Annotated in this window: 23 protein-coding genes; 12 read left to right on the forward strand and 11 right to left on the reverse strand. The window is 35.0% G+C overall.

Annotation, left to right across the window (positions count from 1 at the left end; translation table 11 throughout):
- Window positions 1-23 precede the first annotated feature (23 nt).
- Window positions 24-1,628: a CTP synthase gene (locus tag INQ25_RS01670; protein WP_213862907.1), complete on the reverse strand. Its 1,605-nt coding sequence runs from the start codon at window positions 1,626-1,628 to the stop codon at window positions 24-26.
- Window positions 1,628-1,948, reverse strand: coding sequence for a preprotein translocase subunit SecG (secG, locus tag INQ25_RS01675; protein WP_007548880.1), 321 nt, complete (start codon window positions 1,946-1,948; stop codon window positions 1,628-1,630). Before secG ends, INQ25_RS01670 begins: the two co-directional genes overlap by 1 nt.
- A 144-nt stretch (window positions 1,949-2,092) precedes the next feature.
- Between secG and INQ25_RS01680 the strand changes: the two genes are divergently transcribed.
- A complete protein-coding gene (locus tag INQ25_RS01680; RefSeq protein WP_213862908.1) occupies window positions 2,093-2,608 on the forward strand; it encodes a gamma carbonic anhydrase family protein in 516 nt (171 codons plus the stop codon).
- A gap of 50 nt (window positions 2,609-2,658) precedes the next feature.
- On the opposite strand, the gene INQ25_RS01685 is transcribed toward INQ25_RS01680, so the two are convergent.
- On the reverse strand, window positions 2,659-3,879 hold the full coding sequence (locus tag INQ25_RS01685; RefSeq protein ID WP_213862909.1) for a hypothetical protein: 1,221 nt from the start codon (window positions 3,877-3,879) through the stop codon (window positions 2,659-2,661).
- 259 nt (window positions 3,880-4,138) lie between these two features.
- Between INQ25_RS01685 and INQ25_RS01690 the strand changes: the two genes are divergently transcribed.
- The 5 genes from INQ25_RS01690 to INQ25_RS01710 all read left to right on the forward strand — a co-directional run bounded on the left by INQ25_RS01690 (window position 4,139) and on the right by INQ25_RS01710 (window position 10,823).
- The gene (locus INQ25_RS01690) at window positions 4,139-6,619 is read left to right on the forward strand and encodes a valine--tRNA ligase (protein WP_213862910.1); all 2,481 of its coding nucleotides are present in this window, start codon (window positions 4,139-4,141) and stop codon (window positions 6,617-6,619) included.
- A 78-nt stretch (window positions 6,620-6,697) separates the two neighbouring features.
- A complete protein-coding gene (locus INQ25_RS01695; protein ID WP_213862911.1) occupies window positions 6,698-7,777 on the forward strand; it encodes a coiled-coil domain-containing protein in 1,080 nt (359 codons plus the stop codon).
- A gap of 171 nt (window positions 7,778-7,948) precedes the next feature.
- Window positions 7,949-9,271, forward strand: coding sequence for a coiled-coil domain-containing protein (locus INQ25_RS01700; protein WP_213862912.1), 1,323 nt, complete (start codon window positions 7,949-7,951; stop codon window positions 9,269-9,271).
- A gap of 30 nt (window positions 9,272-9,301) precedes the next feature.
- On the forward strand, window positions 9,302-9,976 hold the full coding sequence (gene pyrF, locus INQ25_RS01705; RefSeq protein WP_006280567.1) for an orotidine-5'-phosphate decarboxylase: 675 nt from the start codon (window positions 9,302-9,304) through the stop codon (window positions 9,974-9,976).
- 49 nt (window positions 9,977-10,025) lie between these two features.
- Window positions 10,026-10,823 (forward strand): hypothetical protein, encoded by a 798-nt coding sequence (locus tag INQ25_RS01710; RefSeq protein ID WP_007548904.1) that lies wholly within the window; start codon window positions 10,026-10,028, stop codon window positions 10,821-10,823.
- 192 nt (window positions 10,824-11,015) lie between these two features.
- Here INQ25_RS01710 and INQ25_RS01715 read toward each other — a convergent pair whose 3' ends face one another.
- The gene (locus INQ25_RS01715) at window positions 11,016-11,288 is read right to left on the reverse strand and encodes a hypothetical protein (RefSeq protein ID WP_213862913.1); all 273 of its coding nucleotides are present in this window, start codon (window positions 11,286-11,288) and stop codon (window positions 11,016-11,018) included.
- Between the two features lie 92 nt (window positions 11,289-11,380).
- Between INQ25_RS01715 and INQ25_RS01720 the strand changes: the two genes are divergently transcribed.
- Window positions 11,381-12,580, forward strand: a complete 1,200-nt coding sequence (locus INQ25_RS01720; protein WP_151807876.1) for a phage major capsid protein — start codon at window positions 11,381-11,383, stop codon at window positions 12,578-12,580.
- A 390-nt stretch (window positions 12,581-12,970) separates the two neighbouring features.
- Here INQ25_RS01720 and INQ25_RS01725 read toward each other — a convergent pair whose 3' ends face one another.
- The 3 genes from INQ25_RS01725 to INQ25_RS01735 are packed head-to-tail and all read right to left on the reverse strand — an operon-like array spanning window position 12,971 to window position 14,977.
- Entirely contained in the window at window positions 12,971-13,603 is a 633-nt protein-coding gene (locus INQ25_RS01725) for an amino acid ABC transporter ATP-binding protein (RefSeq protein ID WP_245611455.1), read from the reverse strand.
- Entirely contained in the window at window positions 13,596-14,243 is a 648-nt protein-coding gene (locus INQ25_RS01730; RefSeq protein WP_007548901.1) for an amino acid ABC transporter permease, read from the reverse strand. The genes INQ25_RS01725 and INQ25_RS01730 overlap by 8 nt, the downstream gene beginning before the upstream one ends.
- On the reverse strand, window positions 14,243-14,977 hold the full coding sequence (locus INQ25_RS01735) for a substrate-binding periplasmic protein (protein ID WP_213862914.1): 735 nt from the start codon (window positions 14,975-14,977) through the stop codon (window positions 14,243-14,245). The genes INQ25_RS01730 and INQ25_RS01735 overlap by 1 nt, the downstream gene beginning before the upstream one ends.
- A 125-nt stretch (window positions 14,978-15,102) precedes the next feature.
- On the opposite strand from INQ25_RS01735, the gene INQ25_RS01740 reads away from it, so the two are divergent.
- Complete coding sequence (locus INQ25_RS01740) at window positions 15,103-15,558, forward strand: arginine repressor (RefSeq protein ID WP_010081874.1); 456 nt, start codon at window positions 15,103-15,105, stop codon at window positions 15,556-15,558.
- A gap of 53 nt (window positions 15,559-15,611) precedes the next feature.
- Here the strand turns inward: INQ25_RS01740 and tatC are convergent, their stop codons facing one another.
- Both tatC and INQ25_RS01750 read right to left on the reverse strand, forming a co-directional pair.
- Entirely contained in the window at window positions 15,612-16,373 is a 762-nt protein-coding gene (gene tatC / locus INQ25_RS01745) for a twin-arginine translocase subunit TatC (RefSeq protein ID WP_006279807.1), read from the reverse strand.
- Complete coding sequence (locus INQ25_RS01750) at window positions 16,370-17,467, reverse strand: type I glyceraldehyde-3-phosphate dehydrogenase (protein ID WP_213862915.1); 1,098 nt, start codon at window positions 17,465-17,467, stop codon at window positions 16,370-16,372. The genes tatC and INQ25_RS01750 overlap by 4 nt, the downstream gene beginning before the upstream one ends.
- A gap of 171 nt (window positions 17,468-17,638) precedes the next feature.
- Here INQ25_RS01750 and INQ25_RS06405 point away from each other — a divergent pair, with 171 nt between their 5' ends.
- Together INQ25_RS06405 and INQ25_RS01760 are read left to right on the forward strand one after the other, a co-directional pair.
- The gene (locus INQ25_RS06405) at window positions 17,639-18,460 is read left to right on the forward strand and encodes a hypothetical protein (protein ID WP_246484062.1); all 822 of its coding nucleotides are present in this window, start codon (window positions 17,639-17,641) and stop codon (window positions 18,458-18,460) included.
- 250 nt (window positions 18,461-18,710) lie between these two features.
- Window positions 18,711-19,244, forward strand: a complete 534-nt coding sequence (locus tag INQ25_RS01760) for an HK97 family phage prohead protease (RefSeq protein ID WP_006280514.1) — start codon at window positions 18,711-18,713, stop codon at window positions 19,242-19,244.
- A 393-nt stretch (window positions 19,245-19,637) separates the two neighbouring features.
- Here INQ25_RS01760 and INQ25_RS01765 read toward each other — a convergent pair whose 3' ends face one another.
- Together INQ25_RS01765 and INQ25_RS01770 are read right to left on the reverse strand one after the other, a co-directional pair.
- Entirely contained in the window at window positions 19,638-20,813 is a 1,176-nt protein-coding gene (locus tag INQ25_RS01765) for a CCA tRNA nucleotidyltransferase (RefSeq protein WP_213862916.1), read from the reverse strand.
- A gap of 99 nt (window positions 20,814-20,912) precedes the next feature.
- Window positions 20,913-21,926, reverse strand: a complete 1,014-nt coding sequence (locus tag INQ25_RS01770; RefSeq protein ID WP_213862917.1) for an OTU domain-containing protein — start codon at window positions 21,924-21,926, stop codon at window positions 20,913-20,915.
- A 117-nt stretch (window positions 21,927-22,043) separates the two neighbouring features.
- Between INQ25_RS01770 and ychF the strand changes: the two genes are divergently transcribed.
- Window positions 22,044-23,138, forward strand: coding sequence for a redox-regulated ATPase YchF (gene ychF, locus INQ25_RS01775; RefSeq protein ID WP_213862918.1), 1,095 nt, complete (start codon window positions 22,044-22,046; stop codon window positions 23,136-23,138).
- Window positions 23,131-23,259: a hypothetical protein gene (locus INQ25_RS06865; RefSeq protein ID WP_410529689.1), complete on the forward strand. Its 129-nt coding sequence runs from the start codon at window positions 23,131-23,133 to the stop codon at window positions 23,257-23,259. Before ychF ends, INQ25_RS06865 begins: the two co-directional genes overlap by 8 nt.
- The last annotated feature ends 94 nt before the right edge of the window (window positions 23,260-23,353 follow it).

The raw sequence follows: 23,353 nt of genomic DNA on the forward strand, positions 1-23,353 counted from the left end.
ATTGATACTTAAACACTAGGCACTTATTTCTTATCAATTGCTGCTTTAACGAACGACACGAAAAGAGGATGAGGAGAAAACGGCTTTGATTGAAATTCTGGATGAAACTGCACACCAATAAACCACGGGTGACTCTCTAACTCCACTGCCTCTATGCACGTTCCATCTTCTGATATGCCACTGCATAGCAGCCCATTTTTTTCCAAATCATCTTTATAATCTGAATTGATTATGTATCTATGCCTGTGTCTTTCTGAAATAGTAGTGTTACTATATGCATCCATCATTTTAGAGTTTGCATTTATATTACATTTGTATGCCCCAAGTCTCATGGTTCCACCAAGATCGTCATCTTGATCGCCAGCTAACTTAACGATTGGATGTTTACAGTTACGAAATTCTTCAGAGTGTACATCTTCAAGCTTAACAACATTACGAGCAAATTCAATAATTGCAAGCTGCATACCAAGGCAAATTCCGAAAAATGGGATATTATTTGTACGGGCATAATTTATTGCTAATATTTTACCCTCTACTCCGTCATCACCAAACCCCCCTGGAACAAGGATTGCATGAGAATTCTGTAATTTCTCTCCTATAAGTTTTTCATTTATAGGTTTTTCTTCCTTCTCTCTTGAGTTAACCCAATTTATCCTTACTTTGACTTTATTACTAATCGCACCATGATTTAATGCTTCAACTAGTGATTTATACGCATCAGGGAATTCGGTGTATTTTCCCACTATAGATACAGTAACTTCCTGTGTTGGGTGCCTTATGGAATGCACTATTTGATCCCATTCAGTCAAGCTTGGTTTTGGCTTACTTAAATGAAAGTGCTCCAAAATTTGCGTATCAAGCCCACATTGGCTATACAACACCGGTAACTCATATATATGACTCACATCAGGGGCAGGTATCACATTGAATAAAGAAACATTGCAAAGCTTAGCTATTTTCTCTCTTTGATTATCGAAAATTTCTTTCTCACTGCGGCATAATATAATATCTGGCTGTAACCCCGCGGAATTTAACTCTCGAACTGAATGCTGCGTTGGTTTTGTCTTTAATTCTTGCGCTGCGGTAAGATATGGTATTAAAGTTAAGTGAATAAGGATAACTCTTTGTTTTCCTAATGTGTAGTTAACTTGGCGTATAGCCTCCAAAAATGGTTGGCTTTCAATGTCACCTACAGTTCCGCCTATTTCACATATTACAAAATCTAAACCTTCCGTACCATTAAAAATGAACGATTTGATTAAATCTGTCACATGAGGAATGACTTGCACAGTTTTGCCCAGATAATCACCACGCCTCTCTTTCTTCAATAACTCATGATATATCTTACCAGTTGTTATATTATCATCTTTTGTTGCTTTAATTCCAGTAAAACGCTCATAATGCCCAAGATCCAAATCAGTTTCAGCACCATCCTCGGTCACAAATACCTCTCCGTGCTGAGTTGGGTTCATTGTCCCAGGATCAATGTTTAGATATGGATCAAGTTTTCTGATACGGATTTTAAAACCGTGAGCTTGAAGAAGCGTACCAACGCTTGAAGCAACTAAGCCTTTACCAAGCGATGACACAACTCCACCTGTGACAAAGATAAATTTAGCTTCCTTCATTAATTTTCAAATGGAACAGAAGTAGATTCACTTTCTTGCTTTTTTTCTAATATAATTTTTTCTGCGATCGATTTTTTATGTACGTCTTTTGAACATAATCCTGACAATAGCAATGTGTTTATAATAAACAATCCAGCAACAATAGCCGTTATTCTGCTGAGCGGGTTTTCAGAAGATTTCACCGGAATCATCGAATTGACCCCCTGTTGTGTATTACTAAAACCACTTAACGAACTACTTCCAGGCGGCTGCAAGAGCACTAAAATTACTAACACAACAACCAATATTATTTGAAATATACTTAATACCGCTACTGACATTATAGATAGGGCTGAAAATAAAAATCTTAGCAGTACAAAGCACGTAAGTCAAGAACATCTGTCACCCAAATAACTTGAAATCTAAGTATGTATTTACTGCTTACCTTATTTTGATTAACATATGCATAAGACTTTGGGCTTAATATGTATCACATTTTAAAATACAAAGATTATGAACCAAAAATAGACGAAAGTGCTTTCATCGCAGGTGGTTCGCATATCATAGGTAAGGTTGAAATAGGAAGAAATGCGAGCATCTGGTTTAATTGTGTAATCAGAGGGGACGTTGGATCAATAAAAATAGGTAATGGAACAAATATTCAAGATGGAACGGTAATTCATGTGGATAGAAACCCAGGTGGTGACACAATTATTGGCAGCATGGTAACAGTGGGACATTTTTGTGTGTTGCACGCATGCACGGTGCATGATAAGGCGTTTATTGGTATGGGCTCTACCGTGATGGACCATGCAGTTGTGGAGCCTGAAGCTATGGTAGCTGCTGGCTCACTGGTAACACACGGAAAAGTGATAAAAAGTGGTGAAATATGGGCTGGTAGGCCAGCAAAATTCTTCAAAAAAATGTCGAATGAAGAAATTAAACATATTGCACAATCAGCACAAAATTATATTATGCTAATAAAAGAATACAAAAACTGAAGTTTGCGTCAAGTGTTTTACTTGACACGTACATTTCGGCTTAACCCTTGTTACTTCTTTTTCCCATTCTCATTTACTTCTTGTGCTTTTGCCCCATCTACTTGAGTACTAGGTAATACTGCATATGTAATACCACCGGCTACGAGTGCAGATGCTACTGCTATACCAATCATTACTAACATCTCTAACTTAACTGTACGTTCAAGTGCAGTAAATGCTATCAGTCCAGCAGCAAGACCCATACCAACAGTAGCAGTGTACCGTGCTCCATTGCCTTGTTTTAGTTGTTGAATTTTTTTGTTTTCAGCTTCTAATTCTTTATTTTCCTTCTTTAGCTTGTCAACTTCTTTCTCTTTAGCTGTTAAGTCTGCCTTCAGTTTGTCAACTTCAGCATTTGGCTGTTGTTGTTTTAGTTGTGCTATTTCTTTCTCTTTATCTGCTAATTGTTGCTTTAAGTCTGTAACTTCTTGTGTATTTTGTTGAGCTTTTAATGCTGTTATTTCATCGTCTTTAGCTTGTAACTGTTGCTGTAAGTTCGCAACTTCTTGTGTATTTTGTTGAGCTTTTAATGCTGTTATTTCCTCGTCTTTAGCTTGTAACTGTTGCTGTAAGTCCGCAACTTCTTGTGTATTTTGTTGAGCTTTTAATGCTGTTATTTCATTCTCTTTCTCTGTTAACTTTTGCTGTAACGCCACAGCATCTAATGCTTCCAATTCTGTTATTTTAGCATTTTTCTCTTCTAACTGCTGCTGTAACGCTGTAGAATCTATTGCCTTTAGTTTTTCCACTTCAGCTTCTAAGTCTTGTTTTTCCTGCTGAGCTGTGTCCAATTGATCTTGTAATTCTTGTGTTTTAGTTCTCAATTCCTCCTCAGCTTTCTTCTTTGCAGCTTCTAATTCTTGTATTTTAGGTTTCAATTCTTCTAATTGTTTTTGGGGATGTTGAAGCATCTGTACCTCAACTTCTTTTTTTGTATTATCAAGGCCCAACAGGGTTTTTATTTCTGTTGCAGTAGTAAAAGCTTTTCCGTTACCTTGTTTGTTAGCTGAAGATATAGGCATGATTACAATATTATCTCCTTGATTTTTTTTTTCTTTTTCAAACAAACCGGTAATATATAATTGCTTATTACCTAGTGAAAAACCCGCATAAAACTTTTTAGAACTTGAAATGTTTTCATACTCTTGAAATTTTTTAAAATCATCTTGCGCTATAATAAGCATTATTTCATTATTGATAACCTTTATTGTACCATTAATCTCCATAAACATATTAAACCTCAATATATATAATTAACATTACATAATACCCTTAGAACCTAAGGTCAAGTAATATTTTTATCATAGCATAGAAAATTTATGTTCGTAAACAAAAAATTTTGGCGTAAAATTGCCGTATTTACTTAATTGTGCTATAGCTAAAGTAATTTAGGTTTACCGACCATCGTCATTCCGCTGCTTGTTAGCGGGATCTAGAGATACCGCGGCGGTATAACGTTGCTAGCTTAAGGTTTAAAATTGAGAAATATTTATGTTAAAAGAAAAATACGGCTTTAAAGAAGTTGAAGACAAATGCAACATATTATGGGAAGGCAGTAAAGTTTACAGGTGGAATGGTGAAAAGGATAACACTTTCACTATAGACACACCTCCACCGACAATATCGGGTAAATTGCATATTGGCCATATATTTAGCTATTGCCACACGGACTTTATTGCAAGGTTTCAGCGCATGCTGGGAAAAGATGTGTTTTACCCAATTGGGTTTGATGATAATGGGCTTCCCACTGAAAGATTGGTTGAGCAAACCTATAAAACCCGCGCAAAAGAAGTTGGCAGGGAAAAATTTATAGAGATGTGCCATGAGGTTATTGAAAAATCAAAGCAAGAATTCAAGGAACTATTTAAATCGGTCGGCATTAGTTATGACTGGGATTTGGAATATCACACGATCAGCAAGGAAACTGTGACGCTTTCACAGATGTCGTTTATTGATCTATATAATAAGGGATATGCATATAGAAAAATGCAGCCTATCCTTTGGGACCCGGTTGATAAAACCGCAATTGCGCAAGCAGAAATAGAAGATAAAGTTTTTGAGTCATCCTTAAACACGATAGTTTTCTCTACTCAAGAAAATGAGCAGATCAATATTGCAACTACGCGGCCTGAGTTACTTCCCGCATGTGTTGCAGTTTTTTGTCATCCAGAGGATGCGCGCTACACTCATCTGATCGGAAAAACAGCCATAGTGCCAATAACAAAGGAAAAAGTTCCAATCATAGCAGATGATAAGGTTAAAATAGATAAAGGCACCGGGCTTGTTATGTGTTGTACATTCGGTGATGAACTCGACATATATTGGCAGCAAAAGCATAATCTACCGATGAAAATTATCATCGATCAGGATGGAAGGATGGACCTAGATGATGTCATTCCACCACACCCCGGCGTCATGAAAGTAGCTGACACTGGAATCTACGATGAAATAAATGGATTGAAAGTTACAGCAGCAAGAAAGAGGATGATTGAAATCTCGAGTGGAAAAGGACTTTTGATAGAAAGCACTAACATTTCTCATTCTGTTAAGTGCGCAGAAAGATCTGGTGCACCACTTGAGATATTACCTACTTATCAATGGTTTATCAAGACTTTAGAGCAAAAAGCTCAAGTATTAGATAAAGTAAAAGAATGCAATTGGCACCCAAGCAATATGCGTAAACGTATGGAAGTGTGGATAGAAGGGCTAAATTGGGACTGGTGCATCTCAAGGCAGCGCTATTTTGGTGTGCCATTTCCAGCATGGTATTCCAAACGTAAGGGAGAAGAAGGTAAAATTATTCTAGCTGAAGTAAAGGACCTGCCTATAGATCCATTGAAAGATTTGCCAAAAGGGTATAGCAAAGAAGAGGTTATCCCAGATCAAGATGTAATGGATACCTGGGCCACAAGTTCAATTACTCCTCAACTGAGTGCACTGGCAGTAAACAGTGAGTTTAGTTTACCAAATCATCGCTATGATACGATATTTCCTGCAGATCTGCGCAGCCAGGGCCATGAGATAATAAGAACTTGGGCTTTTTATACTATTTTAAAGGCACATTATCATGCAAATTCTTTACCTTGGAAAAACATTATGATCAGCGGTTGGTGTTTAGCCGATGATAAGAAAAAGATGAGTAAATCAAAGGGTAACATCATCACTCCTCATGTAATACTTGAAACTTATGGAGCTGATGTAGTGCGCTATTGGGCAGCGAACTCAAGGCTTGGAGTTGATACAGTCTACTCTGAAAATATATTCAAAATTGGCAAACGCCTAGTTACAAAACTTTGGAACGCTAGCAAGTTTGTTTCCATGTTCATGGAAAAGCATCAAACAGTAAGCATAAATTCCATCAGTGAGACGATGGATAAATGGATACTGTCTAAGCTGTACAAAGTAATAGGTAGAGCAACAAATAACCTATTACAGTTTGAATACTGCGAAGCTTTGGGCGCAATAGAGGAATTTTTTTGGAAAGACTTTTGTGATAACTACTTGGAACTAGCAAAAAAGCGCGCATATGGAGATAAAGTAAACAGCGAAACAAACTTAAGTGCAAAGCAAAGTTTGGCATATGTACTGAATATTATTTTGCGGTTATTTGCACCTTTTCTGCCGTACATTACGGAAGAGATATACCACCTGTTATATAGTTATAATTCTGTACACAATAAAAGTAATTGGCCGAGCAAAGAAGAACTTATCTACGATAAATATTCAGAGGAAATGGGAGACAATTGCGTGCGGATATTAAACATTATCAGAAAGATAAAAGCAGATAATAATGTATCAGTTAAGCATTTGATAAAGAAATTAGTGATAAAAGCAGATCTACGAGAGGACAAATTGAATCAATCCGCACAGGATGATTTGCAGGCAGTTTGCAATGCGGAAACGATAGAGTGGATGCAGTCTGAGCTTGAAACTGAGAACGGAAAATACATAGTGAATATAGATTTATATTGATTTTTATGTGAAATTTGTTTGACTTCCTTTAATGTGAGCGTTACCATAACGATAACTTTAACTTATGAGGGAACGATAGTGGGAAATCTATATAATAAAACTAATGCGCCATATCTTATAGCTGGTGCTCTTGCTACTTTGGTATTGCTTGCGTCTGGGACACTTGCTGTTGCCCCTTATGTTAAGTTCTTGTCTTCAGTTGCAGCCTTTAATGTAGCTCTTCCTATTGCTTTGAGTTTGTCTATACTTTCTATTTTGGTGCTTGCACTTTCATGTAAAATAATTAGTAATAATGTAGAATTGGAAGCAAAAGTAAAAGGTCAGTTAGAACATAAGGAGGAGATGCTTTCTCTTGAACACCAAGAATTATGTAATAAAAATGCAAGATTAAAAGAAAGAATCAATTATTTAATTGAGAAATTATCTCAACCTCAAAAAGAAGTAGATTCCTTAAAAAGGCAGTTAGATGAATTAAAATATGAAGGAATTTTAGCTCTTTTATTAGAAGAAAGAATAACAGAATTGGAAACATGTTTAGAAAAGAAAAGGAAAAAAGTAGGAGAATTAGCAGCGCAGTTAAGAAAAGAAAAAGGCGAAATTTCTTGTTCACAATCTGAATTAAGGGATGTAGTAAAAAGAGAAAGACGATTGAAAAAAGAGTTAAATGAAAAAGCGCAAGAAACGATCCAGCTAGCTGCAGATTTAGAACAAAAAGAAAAACGACGCAAGGAATTAGAAAAGGAAAACAATGAAAATCTTGATAAGATCAGAGAGTTAAAAAAACTTTTGGATCAAGAAAGAAAAGGAAATGAAAAGTTGCGCGATAATAACAGTGAGTTGGAAAGTAGCAAAAAAGATTTGGATGACAAATACAGTAAATTAGAAAGACATAATTCTGATTTGAAAAGAAAAGTTGAACATCTGCGAGCAGTAACTGGGCAGGAAGACGAGCAAAGTCATTCCATTTCTTCAGATATAAGCAGTGAACATTTATCAGAACTTAAAGGAGTAGGTGAAAATGAGTCTGTTAATAAACAGTTCCCGAAACCAAAACCACCTTATATATCCACTCCAATAAGATCGCCATGTAAAAAGCTGAATGATGCTTCATGTGATTCTGGATATACCAGTATATGTTCTACCCTGATCAATAGCTAACTAGACATTATAAGTACAATGGTACACTCGATACACAAGGTCTAAGTCATTTTTTAGCTAGCAGACTGAAGATGGGAAGTTTGTTGTAGGTGCAGCACTATAATTCCTCCACAGATAAGAGAATTTTAATAAATATATACAAGACTGCTGAACGTGGGGGGGAGGGGAGTAATGAGCAATTTGCTTAGTGAGGCTAATGCATTTTATTTTGTAGCTAGTTCCTTAGCTACTCTTACGTTACTTACATCTTTAGCGCTTATTGTAACTTCTAATGTGCCTCTTCCTCTAATTCTTGCTTTAGCTACATTATCTGTTTTGGTGCTTGCACTTTCGTATAAAATAATTCGTAATAATAAGAAAATAGAGGTTGAGAGAAATAAATTCGCTCAGAAAGAGCAAGAGTTAGAAAATAAAATAACTCTGGAAAAAGAAGCTGAAGAAGCTGCAAACAAAGAAGTGAAGAATCAATTACATGAATTAACTAGAGAGAAGCAAAATTTAGACAAGAGAGCAAAAAAATTGAATCAGAAAGTAAATGAGTCAGAAGTTGAGAGAGAATCTCTTCTTGAAGAAAAAAAATCTTTAGAGAAAAAATTAGAAACAGCAAAGAATCGTACGTTTGAAATAGACAATGAATTGGACAAAACAAGAAAGGAAATAGGTAAGCTTAATGAGCAGGAAGAGAAATTAAAACTTGAAATCTCATGTTTAAAGAAACAGTTGGAAGAAAGAAGTAGATTTATTGCAAAGCTGAAGATGGAAGTGGATGATAATAAACATTTAGAGCTAGAGAATAAGGGGTTAAATGATAGAATAGAAACGTCACGTGAAGTACAAAAGGCACTACGTGAGAAAAAACATGAACTTAGTGAAAAAGTAGAGGCATTGAATAAGGAAAAAAATAGATTTTCTAAAGAAGTAGAGGAATTACGTGAAGAACAAGAAAGACTGCATGCAAACTTAGATAAGCTACAATGTAAAATTAAAGAGGTCAACAAAGAAAAGAAAAATTTATCTAAAGAATTAAAAGAGAAATTTGAAGAGTTAGATGAAGCAAATGGTTTAATTAAAAATCAATCTTTTGAGTTAGATGGGATAAGAAAAGATTGTAATAATGAAGTAAAAAGTTTAAGAAATTCACTTTTAGAACGAGACAGTCAAATAGAAGATTTTTTGAAAGAGAAAGAAAAACAAGTGAATTTTGCGCAACTGTTGATAAGATGCGTAACAGACAATATAGAAGAACCAATAAGAAATAATGATGGAAAAGCAATATTAGATACGATTCAAATATTAAAGTCTGCGTTACAAGGAGAAATTGCACGGCTTTTGCCAGACGAAACGCCTTCTTCTTCGCTGGAAGATCTTGGATATGAATCATTATTTGTCAGTCGCTCATCCACCCCGACCAAGTTGCCAAATTCACTATTGACAGAATCTTATGAACGCAGTCAGTTCAATCAGAGTGAAAGTATTTGCAAAACACAACAATGAGTCTTATTATAAGATAAATCATGCAAGATAATGAACCCAATAATATGCGCACTGGATACACAAGACTTAAATAAGGCTATTTCTCTAGCTAATGCTCTGCGTGGTAAAGTTGGCATGGTAAAGCTGGGATTAGAATTTTTTGCTGCTCAAGGTCTTTCTGGAGTGCAAGAAGTTGCAAAATGCAATGTACCAATTTTTTTAGATCTGAAATTGCATGACATTCCAAACACTGTAGCCAAAACAGTTGAAGTAATAAAAGTTCTGAACATTGAAATGTTAACTCTGCACATCAGCGGTGGAACAAAAATGCTTGAAGAAGCGCTAAGTGTAGTGCAAGGCACAAAAATAAAGCTGATTGGGGTGACAGTGCTAACTAGTATGAGCAATGAGGATTTAAACGAGCTTGGAGTAGCAAGAGAGGCAAAATCACAGGTAATTTTGCTTGCAAAGCTTGCAAAAAAGATTGGACTCCATGGAGTAGTCTGTTCTGCACTAGAAGCTCAAGAAGTGCGCCGAGAATGCGGTGAAGACTTTAAAATTATTACTCCAGGAATTCGTATAGATCCAGGTCATGACGACCAAAAAAGAACAGCAACACCAAAAGAAGCAATAAATTCAGGAGCTGATTATATCGTCATTGGCAGACCCATTACAAAAACTACAAGTAGTGCGGAGCTAATATTGAAATCCATGAAAGAATTTTAATATAATAACTTAATTTATAAAAATACTAACATATTAATTAGGAATAAGCATGAGTAATATCAATAGAATAATACGCGAAGTAATCAAGGAATTCCGCTCAAAATTACCAGATAAGGAAATAGAGGAATATTCTGGCAAATTGAATAAGCTACATATCTACCAGTGCAATAAGCATATAATAGAAAATAAGAAGCTATATCATTATACAATAAATGGGAAAACCCATGCTATGGGTCAGCATGGGCATAATTTTGTCAAGAGTTTAGAAGTTATCTTGAGGAATAAGCCACAAATTTCCTTAGAAGAGGTAATTGATTTTATGGAAAAAATAATTAATTTTGGTATTGATAGTTGTTATGGAGCATTTGAGATGATATTTGAATCTCGCTCTGGTGTTACAATAGATGATGCAGTTAATTTTGTAAAAGATAGCTTATCTAGTAAATTTTATGGATTCCATGGCAGTGGGATTTTCAAAGTAATATTAGAACTTAATCCAGAGAGCTCTCTTGAAGAGATAGAGAAACAATTTAGCAAAGTAGTAGATCCTTACTTTCTTAATGCTTGGAGTCGAGAAAGTGAAAGGGCTTTTGCTAAGATATGTAGGTTATGTAGAGAAGGACATGTGGAGAATATGCAGAAATTTGATTTTAGCAATTTTAATTTAGATCAAGATAGTGCTGGAGCATTAAGAGCACTGTTACAGTATTGTGTTGACGTTTCTAATCAAAAAGCTTTAGGTGATTCACATGAATTGCATAGAGAAGAGATGGAGGGGATATATAAATTTGATGATAATTACGATTTAAATTTAGATAGTGATCATAATGATAGTATCTGGCATTGAAATTATACTACAATAATAAAATAACTGGATAAAAATTATCACCAAAAAAATTCAAAAAAGTGCTTGACATAAAAGAACGAACATTATATAGTGTCATTATCTTTTATTTTACCTCGCTTAATTTAATTACTGGATTAAGCTTACAGTACTAAGCGTGGCACAAAGTGCCACGCTATTTTCCGGTTTACATTTTCAACAGATAAAAAATGATGCCATTTCAGTGCCAAGCACATAACTGTACGGATATTCATTTTTAAAGGTAAATTGCACAACAGATGATGTCATTCCAGTGCTTGACACTGGAATCCAGAAATTTTGCTTATAACTGAGCTGATGAGCTAAAGGTAGTTGTCTTACGCTAAAACAAACGTTTTTAATTAAGTTGCATAGAAGCTGGATCCCAGTGTCAAGCACTGGGATGACAAGAAAGGGAGCACTGGAATGACATCGTTTACTATGTACCATATTGCAATATTCGTACAACTGTGGGAAACATCTATGGATGCCATTCCTATTACCTTATTTCCATTTTTATTTCATTTTCAAAGGAGGCTATTATGTCACTTACCGATATCGCTCACCGTATCAATGAACTCGCTTCATCATGGGAGCAATTTAAATTAATAAATGATCGCAAACTAAAAGAAATTGAAAGCAAAGGGCGTGCTGATTCTGCAACAATTGAGCAGCTATGCAAGGTAAATAATGCCATTGATAGTTGCAAAGAGCGTTTAGACTTGATCGAAACTGCAGCTCAACGCCCAGAAGTAAATACAGATTTTAGCACAAGCGATAAATATTTTTCTGATTATATCCGCAAGGGAATGGAAAGCGGTTTATCACACAAAACCCTCAGTGGAGATGACAGTGATATCGGAGGGTATCTAGTTACTCCGCATATTGTAAAACGCATAAACAAGCGCGTAACTGATTCGTCCCCAATGCGACAAATATGCTCCAGTCAAAGAATCTCTACTGAAACATTGGATTACATTATAGAAGATTTTGACCGCGCCGGTGCAGGTTGGAGCAGTGAAACAGTAGATGATGAGGACGGTGGCAATAAGTCTAAGTATGATTTTGCAAAAGATACGGACACGCCCAAAATCCAAAAGATTTCCGTCACAACTTACGAGTTATATGCTCAACCACAAATATCACAAAAGTTACTCGATGATGCGTTTGTCGATGTTGAGAGTTGGCTGGTGGAAAAGATTGCCGAGACTTTTAGTAAGGAAGAAAGCGAAGCCTTCATTAAGGGTGAGGGCACTTTTCAACCAAAAGGAATTTTAGCTTATGAAAATGGAAACAGTTATAATAAAATAGAGCAAGTTAAAACTGAAAAATTAGATAGTGATTCAATAATGATGTTGTATTACTCTCTGGACGAATATTATTCCAAAAATGCGTCATTTTTGATAAACAGGAGTACGTTGAAGGATATCAGGCTGCTAAAATCTCAAACAGGTCAGTATCTCTGGCAGCCAAGTCTGTCGCTTGAAGCTCCAGATACTTTAATGGGAATACCAGTATATCAATCTGCCGATATGCCACCAGCGCCAAACAATCAGCTACCAGTAATTGCGATGGCAGATTTCAAACAAGCTTATAAGATTGTAGATAACAGAGGAATGAGAATATTAAGAGACCCTTATACGAATAAACCTTATGTGAGGTTTTTTGTCACTAAGCGTGTCGGCGGAGAGGTTGTAAACACCAGTGCTATTAAATTGTTGAAAGTTGCGAGCAAGTACTAAAAACTTCCGCAGCATCATCTTTATAGCTGATCAAAGCAACACGTCATACCGCGATTCATTCCATAACTGTACGAACATTGTGATTTTGGCCCATCAGGAGGGTGTCATCCCAGTGCTTGACACATATAGCTAAACTGACTTAGATTTACCGACAGTTTGAAAAACAAAAATTCGTCATTCCGCTACTTGTTAGCGGAATCTATGCTGAGATATCGCGGCGGTATGACGTAGGAAAACCTTTCTTGGGTTAGCTATAGTTTGCTATATTATGTGATTTTATTTTTAGCATTGCTTCTTACATTATGTAATTTTGTTTTCCATAATGTATATTATGTAATTTTCGATGCTAAGATCTGTTATAGCTCTCAGTATGATATGAGTGATTCTCTTTTAATAATTATTTTTTAAATAGTTTGTTGGTTCATCAATTTCTTTAGGATTGATATCTACAATTATTTTTCCGTTTTTTAACAGAATAATCCGATCTGATATTTTTGTTAAAAAATCCAAATTGTGAGAAGCGATAATCATAGTAATACCCATATCTCTAACTGATTGTAGTAGTTCCACAACGTCGACTATTGTTGCTACATCTAAACCAGACGTTGGCTCATCGCATAATAGAATCCTTGGATTCATCATTAAGCTTCTGGCAAGCGCAACCCGCTGTTTTTGCCCACCGGATAGATTACTAGGGTAATCATTTTTTTTAGAGGCAATACCCAAAGACTCAAGTAGTGAATCACTTTGATCCTGAGTTTTGTTTTTAAGTTTGGGAGCATATGTAAGATTTTCCCAGACAGTCATATGTGGGAAAAGTTGAAAATCCTGAAATACAAAACCAGTACTATCATTGCATTCAATGCTACCAGAATCTAAAACTTCGAGTTTTTGTATACAACGTAACAATGTTGATTTACCACTACCAGAAGGACCAGCAAGACCAACTATAGATTGTTCTATAATCAGGTTAATATTATTAAGTACTGGAACATTATTAAATAATTTACAAACATTATGCATTTTTATCATATATACCTTTCTGTTCAATCTTTTTGCCTATATATTCAATTAGTAATACAAGAGCGTAATAATAAGCCCCAGCAAGACAAAGTGGTATAAAATAAGTAAATTGTTCTGCTGCAAGCATTTGCGCAGAGCGCATAATATCAACACCACCAATAGTAGAGATTAATGCCGTTTCTTTAAGGAGTGCAATGATCTCATTTATCATTGCAGGAAGAATATTTTTAATAACTTGTGGTAATATAATATCTCTCCACATATAGAAACTAGGTATTTGTAAAGTTTTAGCTGCTTCAAACTGGTTTTTTGATATAGTTTCAATACCAGCTCGTAAAATCTCAGCAATATAAGCACAGCTATTTAGACCAAATGCTATAATGCCAGCACTAAATATGTTTAATTTAATTCCTGCAATGGTTGGAGTCATAAAATAAACAACACTTAACTGTAATATAAGGGGGGTGCCACGTATTACAGATATAATTCCATTAATTAATGGAATACAGATCTTATTATATCTGAGTACTGAAAATAACCCTCCTAGACTCATACCTAAAAGCAGTCCTCCAATCAATAATTTTAAAGTAAAGGCAAGGCCTGTTCCAACAAACAAGAAATTAGAAATTAATTCTTGCATCAGTTATCTCCTAGCCATTTTTCTGCTATCTTTTGTATTACACCTTTACTTTCTAAACTTTTTAACGCCTCGTTTATTTTATCCTTTAAATCAGATCTTTTATTCACAGCAATAGAATAACCATTATCTGACTTAGCGATGGCTGACCATGATAGACCAGGATTTTTTTTGCTAAATACTTTACCTTGGAATTCATCAATTAGGACGCCATCAACATGACCAGACTTTAATGTTTCTACAGCTTGATTATTATTGTCTATAGCAATAATTTGAGCTGTTGTAGGAACATGCTCTTTTAGCCAAATTTCCATGACAGTTCCTAGTTGAACGGCTATCTTCTTGTGAGTTAAGTTGTTTATACCGGCTATGGGTTTATTTTTGTGATATAGAATACCAAATTCCCCTGTATAATAACTATTTGAAAAATCAAAATTTTTTTCACGCTCTTCTGTGCTACCAATAGTAGATATAGCAGCATCTACAGAATTACTTTGCAATGCTGCAAATATAGTACTAAACTGCATATCTTTAAATATCGCTTCTTTACCTAACTCTTTTGCTACTAATTGAGCAAGCTCAATGTCAAAGCCAGTAAATTTACCATTTTCATAATATTCAAAAGGTGGATAATCTGCAGAAATTGCAAATCTAATGATATTATCGTGTTTATTTTCCTTGCATCCTGTTAATAGAATACTTATCACTATAATAGCATTTAAAATATATTTTTTCATATTACTAATTTATATTCATATTTTATTCATCTTATGAATATAGACATTAAAAATTGAATAGTCAAGAAATAATGAATATAATTTCAAATATACTTATTACATATTCAATATGAGGAAAATGCATAATGCATGACAACACACTAGGTGAACATATTTTAAATATTATTCAAAATCACGAAATTTTAGAGCAGAGCGATTTACAGACCTTGCTTAAAGAAAGAGGGCACAACATTCCTCAGGCTACTTTATCAAGAAAATTAAAAAAACTTAAAATTGCCAAAGTTGCTGGTATGTATAAAGTAATTGACATCAACCAATATCGATTACCATTAATACTTAATATGCAAATTTCGGATTTTGGTTTAATAGTACTACACACTCAACCAGGACAAGCTAGCAGCCTAGCTTACTTTCTAGATCAGAAGTATGTTATTTATTCATTAAATAATAGCAAAAACATAGGAATTATAGGAACTATAGCAGGTGATGATACAGTATTATTGATCATCAAAAGTAAGGCTGAACTTAACAAAGTATTACAATCAATTTATGAAACATTTCCATATTTAAGTCCTGAATAAGAATGTTGTAAGTTAAAAATGTGATATAAAGGAGATAAGAGGGATTCCTTTGTTTAAATCTTTGTCTTCTTTTTTTCAATATACCTACATATCAGAATGGACAATTCATATAGAATCAGCATTGGTATTGCAAGCCCTACTTGGCTTAATACATCAGGTGGAGTTAAGATTGCAGCAATAATAAAAATTACCACTATTGCGATTCTACGTTTATTTGACAAACTTTGTGCAGTCAGTAGCCCAACTCTCACCATTAATGTGAGTATGACTGGAATTTGAAATGCAGTGCCAAATGCAAACATAAATTGGAGAACGAGGTCTAAATATTCGCTAACTGATGGCATAAACTCTATCGGTATATCGAAGGATTTACCACTGTGTTCGAAGTTGATAAAAAACTTCCAGGCTAAAGGAAATATATAGTAATAGACTACAGTAGCTCCCGTTACAAATAAAACCGGTGTTGCAATTAAGTATGGCAACAACACTGCCCTTTCACTTTTATATAACCCAGGTGCTAAGAACATATAGAATTGCCATGCAAACACAGGAAAAGAGAGCAAAAGTGCACTCATCATTGCAACTCTAAGATACACAAAAAATGCCTCTGTTAAGTCTGTGTAAATTAAAGAAAAACCTTCGCTACCTTTTGTTGCTTCTATTAAAGGTGCGAGTAAAAAACGGTATATATTTTCCTTAAAGTAATAACAAAAACCAAAAGCAACGCAAAAAAATAGAAAGCAAAAGATAACTCTTTTTCTGAGTTCCGCAAAGTGCTCATAAAATGAGGCGTATTTGTTTGAGTTCCAGTTCATACTTTACTATAGCTCAATAATGCTATGTCTAACATTCTCAGCGAAAAAGCCCACTCATTGTCATACCACGCTGCAACCCTGCATATATCACCTGTAACATATGTACCAGTTAAATCCACAATTGCACTATAAGGGTTATGCACAAAATCTATTGAGACTAAAGGTTCCTCGCATATAGAAAGTACATTTGACATTGGATAACCCTCTGTCATCCTAGTACCCTCTGATGTCATCCGAGTAGCTGACACTGGGATCCAGAAATTAGATTCCAGCGTCACGCGCTGGAATGACGTAGAGGAGAGAGCTGCATCCTTAAATATTTCATTGATTTCTTCAACGGTCGCTTTCTTATCAGTCGTAAATTTAAAATCAACCATAGAAACATTGCTAACTGGAACTCTGACGGCAGTGCCATCTAGTTTTCCTTTTAATTCAGGGATGACAGAACCAATTGTTTTTGCTGCCCCGGTTGTAGTTGGCACCATAGATAATCCGCAAGCCCTTGCTCTACGCAAATCTTTATGATTACCATCAAGAACATTTTGATCATTCGTGTAGGCATGTATAGTAGTCATAAAACCGCTTTTTATGCCTAAACTAGAATGTAGGACTTTCACAATCGGAGCAAGGCAATTTGTAGTGCAAGAACCTGCTGATATCACTTTATGCTCTTTTTCGAGCATATCGTTATTCACACCATAAACTATAGTGACATCAGCATCCGGAACTGGAGCAGAGACAATTACTTTTTCTGCATTGTGCCTTATTGCTTCTTCACGTTTGTTGAATGCACCAGTACATTCAAGTATTACATCAACATTCCAAGGAATATTTTCAGGGCTCCGTTCTCTATACAAAGAAAACTTTCTGCCATTTATGGATAGCCAATTTTGAGACTCATTAAAATCAATATCACCACTGAATTTGCCATGAACAGAATCATATTTAATCAAATGTGCATGCTGCTTTGCACTGAGCGATCCATTTACAGCTACAACTTCTATTTGCTCACTATACTTTTCTATTTCATAAATAGCACGCAATACGCCTCTGCCTATTCTACCAAGGCCATTAATTCCTACACGAATCATCATCTCTTCATTCAAAAAATTTAATTATAGAGGATATCACTTGATATTTCATTTTATTCTTTTGACTGCTAATTGGCAGTTTTAACCTTAATATATTAATATTCACCTTGACTAAAGAACTATAATACTGTATCATTTTATCAATAGTATTGAAACTTTAATAGGAGGCTAATTATGTTATTACAGAGGATCATTATAGATCAATTAGAAAAAATTTCAGGCCTATCATTTCTACACAAACTTGCTACCGATAAAGAATATTTTAAGGAAGTGTCAAGGTATTTGGAAGAAAATCATAAGATGAGCTTAGAAGAGTTTATAATTAGCGTTTATAGATCAAGTGGAGGAGATGTCAATTTTCGTGATTATAAGGATGAGGCAGCATTATATTCTGCATCAGAAAACGACAATCAAGATATGGTTCGTATTTTAACATCATGTGGTATAAGCATTGATGACTTTAATTGTGAAATTAGTAATAGAATACAGGAAAAATCTGAACAATCTAGGAGAATTTCATTAAGTAATAATGCTAATGTTTCACATATCTACGAAATAATACGCAGAATTACTAATATAAGAGATGCTTTCCAACATTTGGACCTTAGACACAGTGATAAGAGACCTTTTATTGTTGTGTGTATTACTAGCTTTGTGAGTTTGATGGCTATTAATGCTATTAAAGGTAATTACTATAATGGTCCTGGTAGTCTTACTTGCATTCCTGTTTTCCATGCCAACATGTCAAACTTTTCTGATTTTACTACTGATAGAATTAATACCTTTGCTAGCTTTATTATTGGAACAATAGCATATAAGGCCGCACAAAACATTTCTACGTTAGTAAGAGATGTTTCTAGTTTACTCCATAATAGATTGGAAGTGCAAAAAAATGAATCAGAAATCGCTAGATATAAAAAAATACAAGAGAACGTTATCTCTATTCTGTCAGAAGTAAAAGTAGGATCAAATTTGTCTAGAGATATCAATTGTTGATGTTACCTGAGTACAGATTTTTCTCATATCTCAATACTTTCTAGACTGTTATTGAGTGCTTTCACATCTGAGTTTTCCTACTGTCATCCCAGCGCGTGACGCTGGGATCTTTATTGCTTTCATAGTCTCATTTATTATTTTGTAACTAAAAAAAATACTTTCCCTTTTTAGAGAACTGCATATAATAGATTTGACATTGCAGTGCGTTGTGCAAACAGAATTCCCAATACTATAACCTACAGGAGGCCTTATGAATAAGAAATTTCTCTATTCACCATTGTCAATAAAAAGTATAGGAGAAAACGGTGTATTTTCTGGTTATGCGAGCGTTTTTAACATAGTTGATAAACAAAATGATCTGATATTGCCCGGAGCATTTAAGGAAAATTTAAACAGAAATAAAATAAAACTCCTTTGGCAGCATAATCCTGACGAACCTATAGGTAGCATCATAGATATTTATGAAAATGATGTTGGCCTGTATATAACCGCACATTTACTTTTGGGTATTCAGAAAGCAGAAGAAGTGTATTTGATGCTCAAAACTGGGGCAATTAACGGACTTTCCATCGGCTATATACCTATAGAGTATGATGTTGATCATAAAAGTGGAGCTAGAGTGTTAAAACAAGTGGAATTATGGGAAGTCAGTTTGGTCACTTTTCCTGCAAACTTGGCTGCTCAGGTAATCAATGTGAAAAATCAGAACAATGAACAGGAAGTGTTAGCAAGAGCGATAGAAAAAGCAAATGCTGTACTTGCAGACATGTACATTTCTGCTTAAAGTGTATTAGGCGGGCAAAGACTTTACCATAATTTGACACCTGTGTTAGTATTTGTTTAACATTTATACTAATATATATAACTTTATTACTATTAAAATTTTCTGTAAATTAAAGTTAAAAAATAAGGTAATTTTATGCTAAATATTAATAATAAGGTTAATTATGAAATTAATATTAAGCGAAAGGAAAAAAAATACAGCTGGTCTACTGTATTTGCGCATTAAGCATAAGAGATAAATTTTTATCTCCAGATCAGGGAATGTGTAATCAAACTCAAGGAGGAGTAAACGAATATCAATTAACAGAAAAAGCTAAAAAAGAACATATACCTAATTCCTCTATGAGTTCCCCTAATATTGCAAGCATACATTCATTGAACAGTCAGAAAGCAGTTAGAATAGGCTCTTAGCATAAAGCACCAGCTCCTCTTTTGTTAAAGTGTAGGAGCTATCTTCCCAATGTTGTTTTAGCAATTCCAAGTTTCTACCTAAACTTTTTCCTGGCTGGTGACCTATACTTATTAAATCATCGCCAGATAAAGGAAATTTTGGAATATTGAATGTGTTAGCAAATGAAATGTATTCATCAACATTTTCTCCAGACTCAACACCACAAATTTTCACTAAATCACAATATAATTCTCTACCAAATAAAGATATGTATTTTTTTTGCTCTTTTTCTGAGAGTTCTGTTTTGATATCGTTGGATAGTAAAAATAGCAGCTTTTTCTTTTGCTTGTTTGAAAGACGTAAAAATTTGCTTACATATTCTCCAAGACTTAGCCTGTCATTTTTTTTAGTAGTCCTAAGGAGTAACGCTAATTTTACTAGTGCATCAGTGCCCAAAAGAAGTGGCGAAGACAGAATTTCGCATTTTACTTCTTTTGGGATAATCTTTTGCAAAACATCAGATTCTTGCATGCTCTTAAGTGTTGGAAAAGGATCATTGCACTCCAGCAATTTAAGTATTTCATCTCTTATTCTCTCTCCAGAGAGGTTTTGAATCATATGCGAATGCTTTTTGCATACGTTTAGTATTTCATCACTCAAATCTCCGACACATATTTTTGCATGAAAACGAAATGCTCTTAAAATACGTAGATAGTCTTCTTTAATTCTATCTTCAGCGTTGCCTATAAAGTTTAACCTTCGCGCTTTTAAGTCCTCTATACCACCAAAGTAGTCATATATATGGCCATGCTTATCTGCATACAGAGCATTAAATGTAAAGTCGCGCCTTGAAGCATCCGCTTGCCAATTATTGGTAAATTCTACTTTTGCATGCCTACCATCACATTTCACATCATGCCTTAGTGTTGTGATCTCAAAAGATCTTTGATTTAGAACCGCAGTGATAGTTCCATGTTTTAAGCCAGTTGGAATAGTTTTAATATTACGGAGTTTTAGCGCTTTAATCGTTTGATTGGGAAGCAAATTAGTAGCTAAATCGATGTCGTGGACATCACGCTGCAAAATTGAGTCTCTCACACACCCGCCGACAAGCCTAGCCTCACCACCAAATTCCTCTATGGCATCAATAATTAAACTAGTCTCATGGTCAACTTGCATTTAGGTTAGTACGTACTGCAAATTCATATTATATGAAATGCTTGCAAAAGCCCTATATAAAAATATACAGGGCTATGAAGATTTATTTTACACTTCCAATTATGATATTTGTTGTTGATGAAATGTTTTTTCTGTTCTTGATTCCTCCATACTACATCTTGGTAAACTTGAAGGGTTTTGCTCTTCAGAGCACTCTATGCGCTGCTTTATCTCACTAACGCACTGCTCTACAACATCACCAATTTTTCCATCAGCATTTTCTGCCAATAACTTATCAAATCCCTTTTCAACCTCTGCTCTCTCAGAGATATCCTTTGAAAGGTTACAATATTCTAAGATCTCGTCTAGCTGCAGTTTTTTTGCTAATAGGAAATCTTCTTGTTCTTGCTCTTGTTTAAGTTTGGTTTCCTCTTGCAGTTGTTTTGCTAAACTTTTATTTCTATCAAGCAATGGTTCGAAATGCAATCCGCCTTTGTTTATTATATGCACAATACTACTATCATCATAATCAACTTTATTGTATTCACCTGCACTTTTTGAACCTGAATTGTCTATTAATTCATGCAAAGACAGATCTTGGTTATCAACAGTCTGGTTCTCTATAACATGTAGCTTTACCTTATACTTTTCACAAAGTATTCTGCCTTCAACGTCAGGATCACCCCACCTACTGTTACGCATAATGTCTGCTGTATAATCATCTACAGTTTCACTACGGTGCTGGCCATTGTTATCATGACTATTGACAATTGCATTTGTAAACCACTTTGGTGGATTCTTTTGCGCAAATTCCCTACAATCATTTCTTAATTTTTCGGCAGTAACTTGCTCTCCTGTCTGTTGTTCTAGACTTTGTCTGAACGAGTCAAAAAAGCAGCTTCCATTACCAATTGCTTGTCCTACATGGAAATTGTCAGGGTAAGGATTACTATTTAAAAGAGTTATTTCTTGTCCAGGGCTCTTGAACCTTTTCGGACTTCCAGTATCGTAAAAATCATTTGATAGTTTCCGTTTCCTAGGTACATTCATTTGCCCTGAGATCTTGGGCCTTTTTATTCCAACCTCAACATCATGAAAATCACTTGGTAGTTTCCGTTTCTTAGCTGTAGTCATAGTTTTACCTTAATTTAAGCTATATATTACTATACCAACAAAATTGTCAATAAGCGACTAATTAAGTATAGCAGAAATTTTTAAATTATGCAATAGTTATAATTTTACATAGCAAATATGAGTTTTAACTGCGGTATAGTTGGGTTACCAAACATAGGAAAATCAACCTTATTTAATGCGCTTACAGAGTCAAGTGCAGCCGAAGCTGCAAATTATCCTTTTTGCACAATCGAGCCAAATATAGGCAAGATTTCGATAAAAGATCAACGTTTGAAACAAATCGCAGCAATTGCAGGCTCAGAGAAGGTAATCTACAACCAATTAGAAGTTGTAGATATTGCAGGTCTGGTAAAGGGTGCGAGCAAAGGCGAAGGGCTCGGCAATAAATTTTTAAGCCATATCAGAGAAGTTGATGCCATCGTTCATCTGCTCAGGTGCTTTACGGATGACGATATCAGCCATATACACAGTAAAATAGATCCAATATCAGATGCTGAAGTGGTAGAAATGGAATTAATCCTAGCTGATATTGATAGCATAGAAAAAAGGCTTCCTCAATTGGAAAAGAAAGCAAAGCAAGGTGATAAAGAGCTAAAGAGACAACTTGAATTAATGCAAGAGGTATTAGCTACTTTAAAATTAGGTAAACCTGCAAGAAGTTTGGAGAATATCAATGAAGATGAGATGAAGTTGCTTCAATTGCTGACAACAAAGCCCGTTATGTACGTTTGCAATGTTGAAGATACAAATGTTATAACTGGCAATGAATTATCTAAAAAGGTAGAGAGAATGGCAGAGGAAAATAAAAGCAAATTTTATTGCATTTCAGCAAAACTCGAAGCAGATATTGCAAATCTTGATAGTGAAGAGGAAAAACAGAGTTTTTTATCAGAATTTGGCTTACAAGAATCAGGCCTTGATGGAGTAGCGCGTATTATGTATGAAGTGCTGAGTATGATAACTTTCTTTACTGTGGGCCCCAAAGAAGCACGGGCATGGCCAGTAAAAACAGGGTCAACAGCCGATAAAGCAGCAGGTGTAATCCACACTGATTTTGAGAAAGGCTTTATAAAAGCAGAGACAATAAGCTTTGCAGACTACATAAAGTATGGAAGTGAATCAGCTTGCAAAGACGCAGGAAAAATTCGCTTTGAAGGCAGAGATTACATCGTGCAAGATGGTGATATAATGCACTTTAGGTTTAATGTGTAGTTTATTATGCAGCCACTTATTTAAAGTTAAGTTTTCTGGATCCCAGTGTCTGGGCACTGGGATGACATCCTCCCTAGCGGAGATTGCTCTCAAATCACAATGTTCGTACAGTAAGCACTGACCACTTTGCTTCAATATTTGCGATGCCCCTGAACAGATACAAAAAATCTATTGTTTTTTTATAAATTAAATCCTAAGGCATTTTTTACTGTAGA

It is taken from the genome of Wolbachia endosymbiont of Rhagoletis cerasi (genome assembly GCF_018454475.1).
GTDB lineage: Bacteria > Pseudomonadota > Alphaproteobacteria > Rickettsiales > Anaplasmataceae > Wolbachia > Wolbachia pipientis.

Coding starts and splice junctions, on each gene's coding strand:
- INQ25_RS01670 (WP_213862907.1), bottom strand. CDS start 1,628: ATGAAGGAAGCTAAATTTATCTTTGTCACAGGTGGAGTTGTGTCATCG.
- secG (WP_007548880.1), bottom strand. CDS start 1,948: ATGTCAGTAGCGGTATTAAGTATATTTCAAATAATATTGGTTGTTGTG.
- INQ25_RS01680 (WP_213862908.1), top strand. CDS start 2,093: ATGTATCACATTTTAAAATACAAAGATTATGAACCAAAAATAGACGAA.
- INQ25_RS01685 (WP_213862909.1), bottom strand. CDS start 3,879: ATGTTTATGGAGATTAATGGTACAATAAAGGTTATCAATAATGAAATA.
- INQ25_RS01690 (WP_213862910.1), top strand. CDS start 4,139: ATGTTAAAAGAAAAATACGGCTTTAAAGAAGTTGAAGACAAATGCAAC.
- INQ25_RS01700 (WP_213862912.1), top strand. CDS start 7,949: ATGAGCAATTTGCTTAGTGAGGCTAATGCATTTTATTTTGTAGCTAGT.
- pyrF (WP_006280567.1), top strand. CDS start 9,302: ATGAACCCAATAATATGCGCACTGGATACACAAGACTTAAATAAGGCT.
- INQ25_RS01710 (WP_007548904.1), top strand. CDS start 10,026: ATGAGTAATATCAATAGAATAATACGCGAAGTAATCAAGGAATTCCGC.
- INQ25_RS01715 (WP_213862913.1), bottom strand. CDS start 11,288: ATGGTACATAGTAAACGATGTCATTCCAGTGCTCCCTTTCTTGTCATC.
- INQ25_RS01720 (WP_151807876.1), top strand. CDS start 11,381: ATGTCACTTACCGATATCGCTCACCGTATCAATGAACTCGCTTCATCA.
- INQ25_RS01725 (WP_245611455.1), bottom strand. CDS start 13,603: ATGCATAATGTTTGTAAATTATTTAATAATGTTCCAGTACTTAATAAT.
- INQ25_RS01730 (WP_007548901.1), bottom strand. CDS start 14,243: ATGCAAGAATTAATTTCTAATTTCTTGTTTGTTGGAACAGGCCTTGCC.
- INQ25_RS01735 (WP_213862914.1), bottom strand. CDS start 14,977: ATGAAAAAATATATTTTAAATGCTATTATAGTGATAAGTATTCTATTA.
- INQ25_RS01740 (WP_010081874.1), top strand. CDS start 15,103: ATGCATGACAACACACTAGGTGAACATATTTTAAATATTATTCAAAAT.
- tatC (WP_006279807.1), bottom strand. CDS start 16,373: ATGAACTGGAACTCAAACAAATACGCCTCATTTTATGAGCACTTTGCG.
- INQ25_RS01750 (WP_213862915.1), bottom strand. CDS start 17,467: ATGATGATTCGTGTAGGAATTAATGGCCTTGGTAGAATAGGCAGAGGC.
- INQ25_RS06405 (WP_246484062.1), top strand. CDS start 17,639: ATGTTATTACAGAGGATCATTATAGATCAATTAGAAAAAATTTCAGGC.
- INQ25_RS01760 (WP_006280514.1), top strand. CDS start 18,711: ATGAATAAGAAATTTCTCTATTCACCATTGTCAATAAAAAGTATAGGA.
- INQ25_RS01765 (WP_213862916.1), bottom strand. CDS start 20,813: ATGCAAGTTGACCATGAGACTAGTTTAATTATTGATGCCATAGAGGAA.
- INQ25_RS01770 (WP_213862917.1), bottom strand. CDS start 21,926: ATGACTACAGCTAAGAAACGGAAACTACCAAGTGATTTTCATGATGTT.
- ychF (WP_213862918.1), top strand. CDS start 22,044: ATGAGTTTTAACTGCGGTATAGTTGGGTTACCAAACATAGGAAAATCA.
- INQ25_RS06865 (WP_410529689.1), top strand. CDS start 23,131: ATGTGTAGTTTATTATGCAGCCACTTATTTAAAGTTAAGTTTTCTGGA.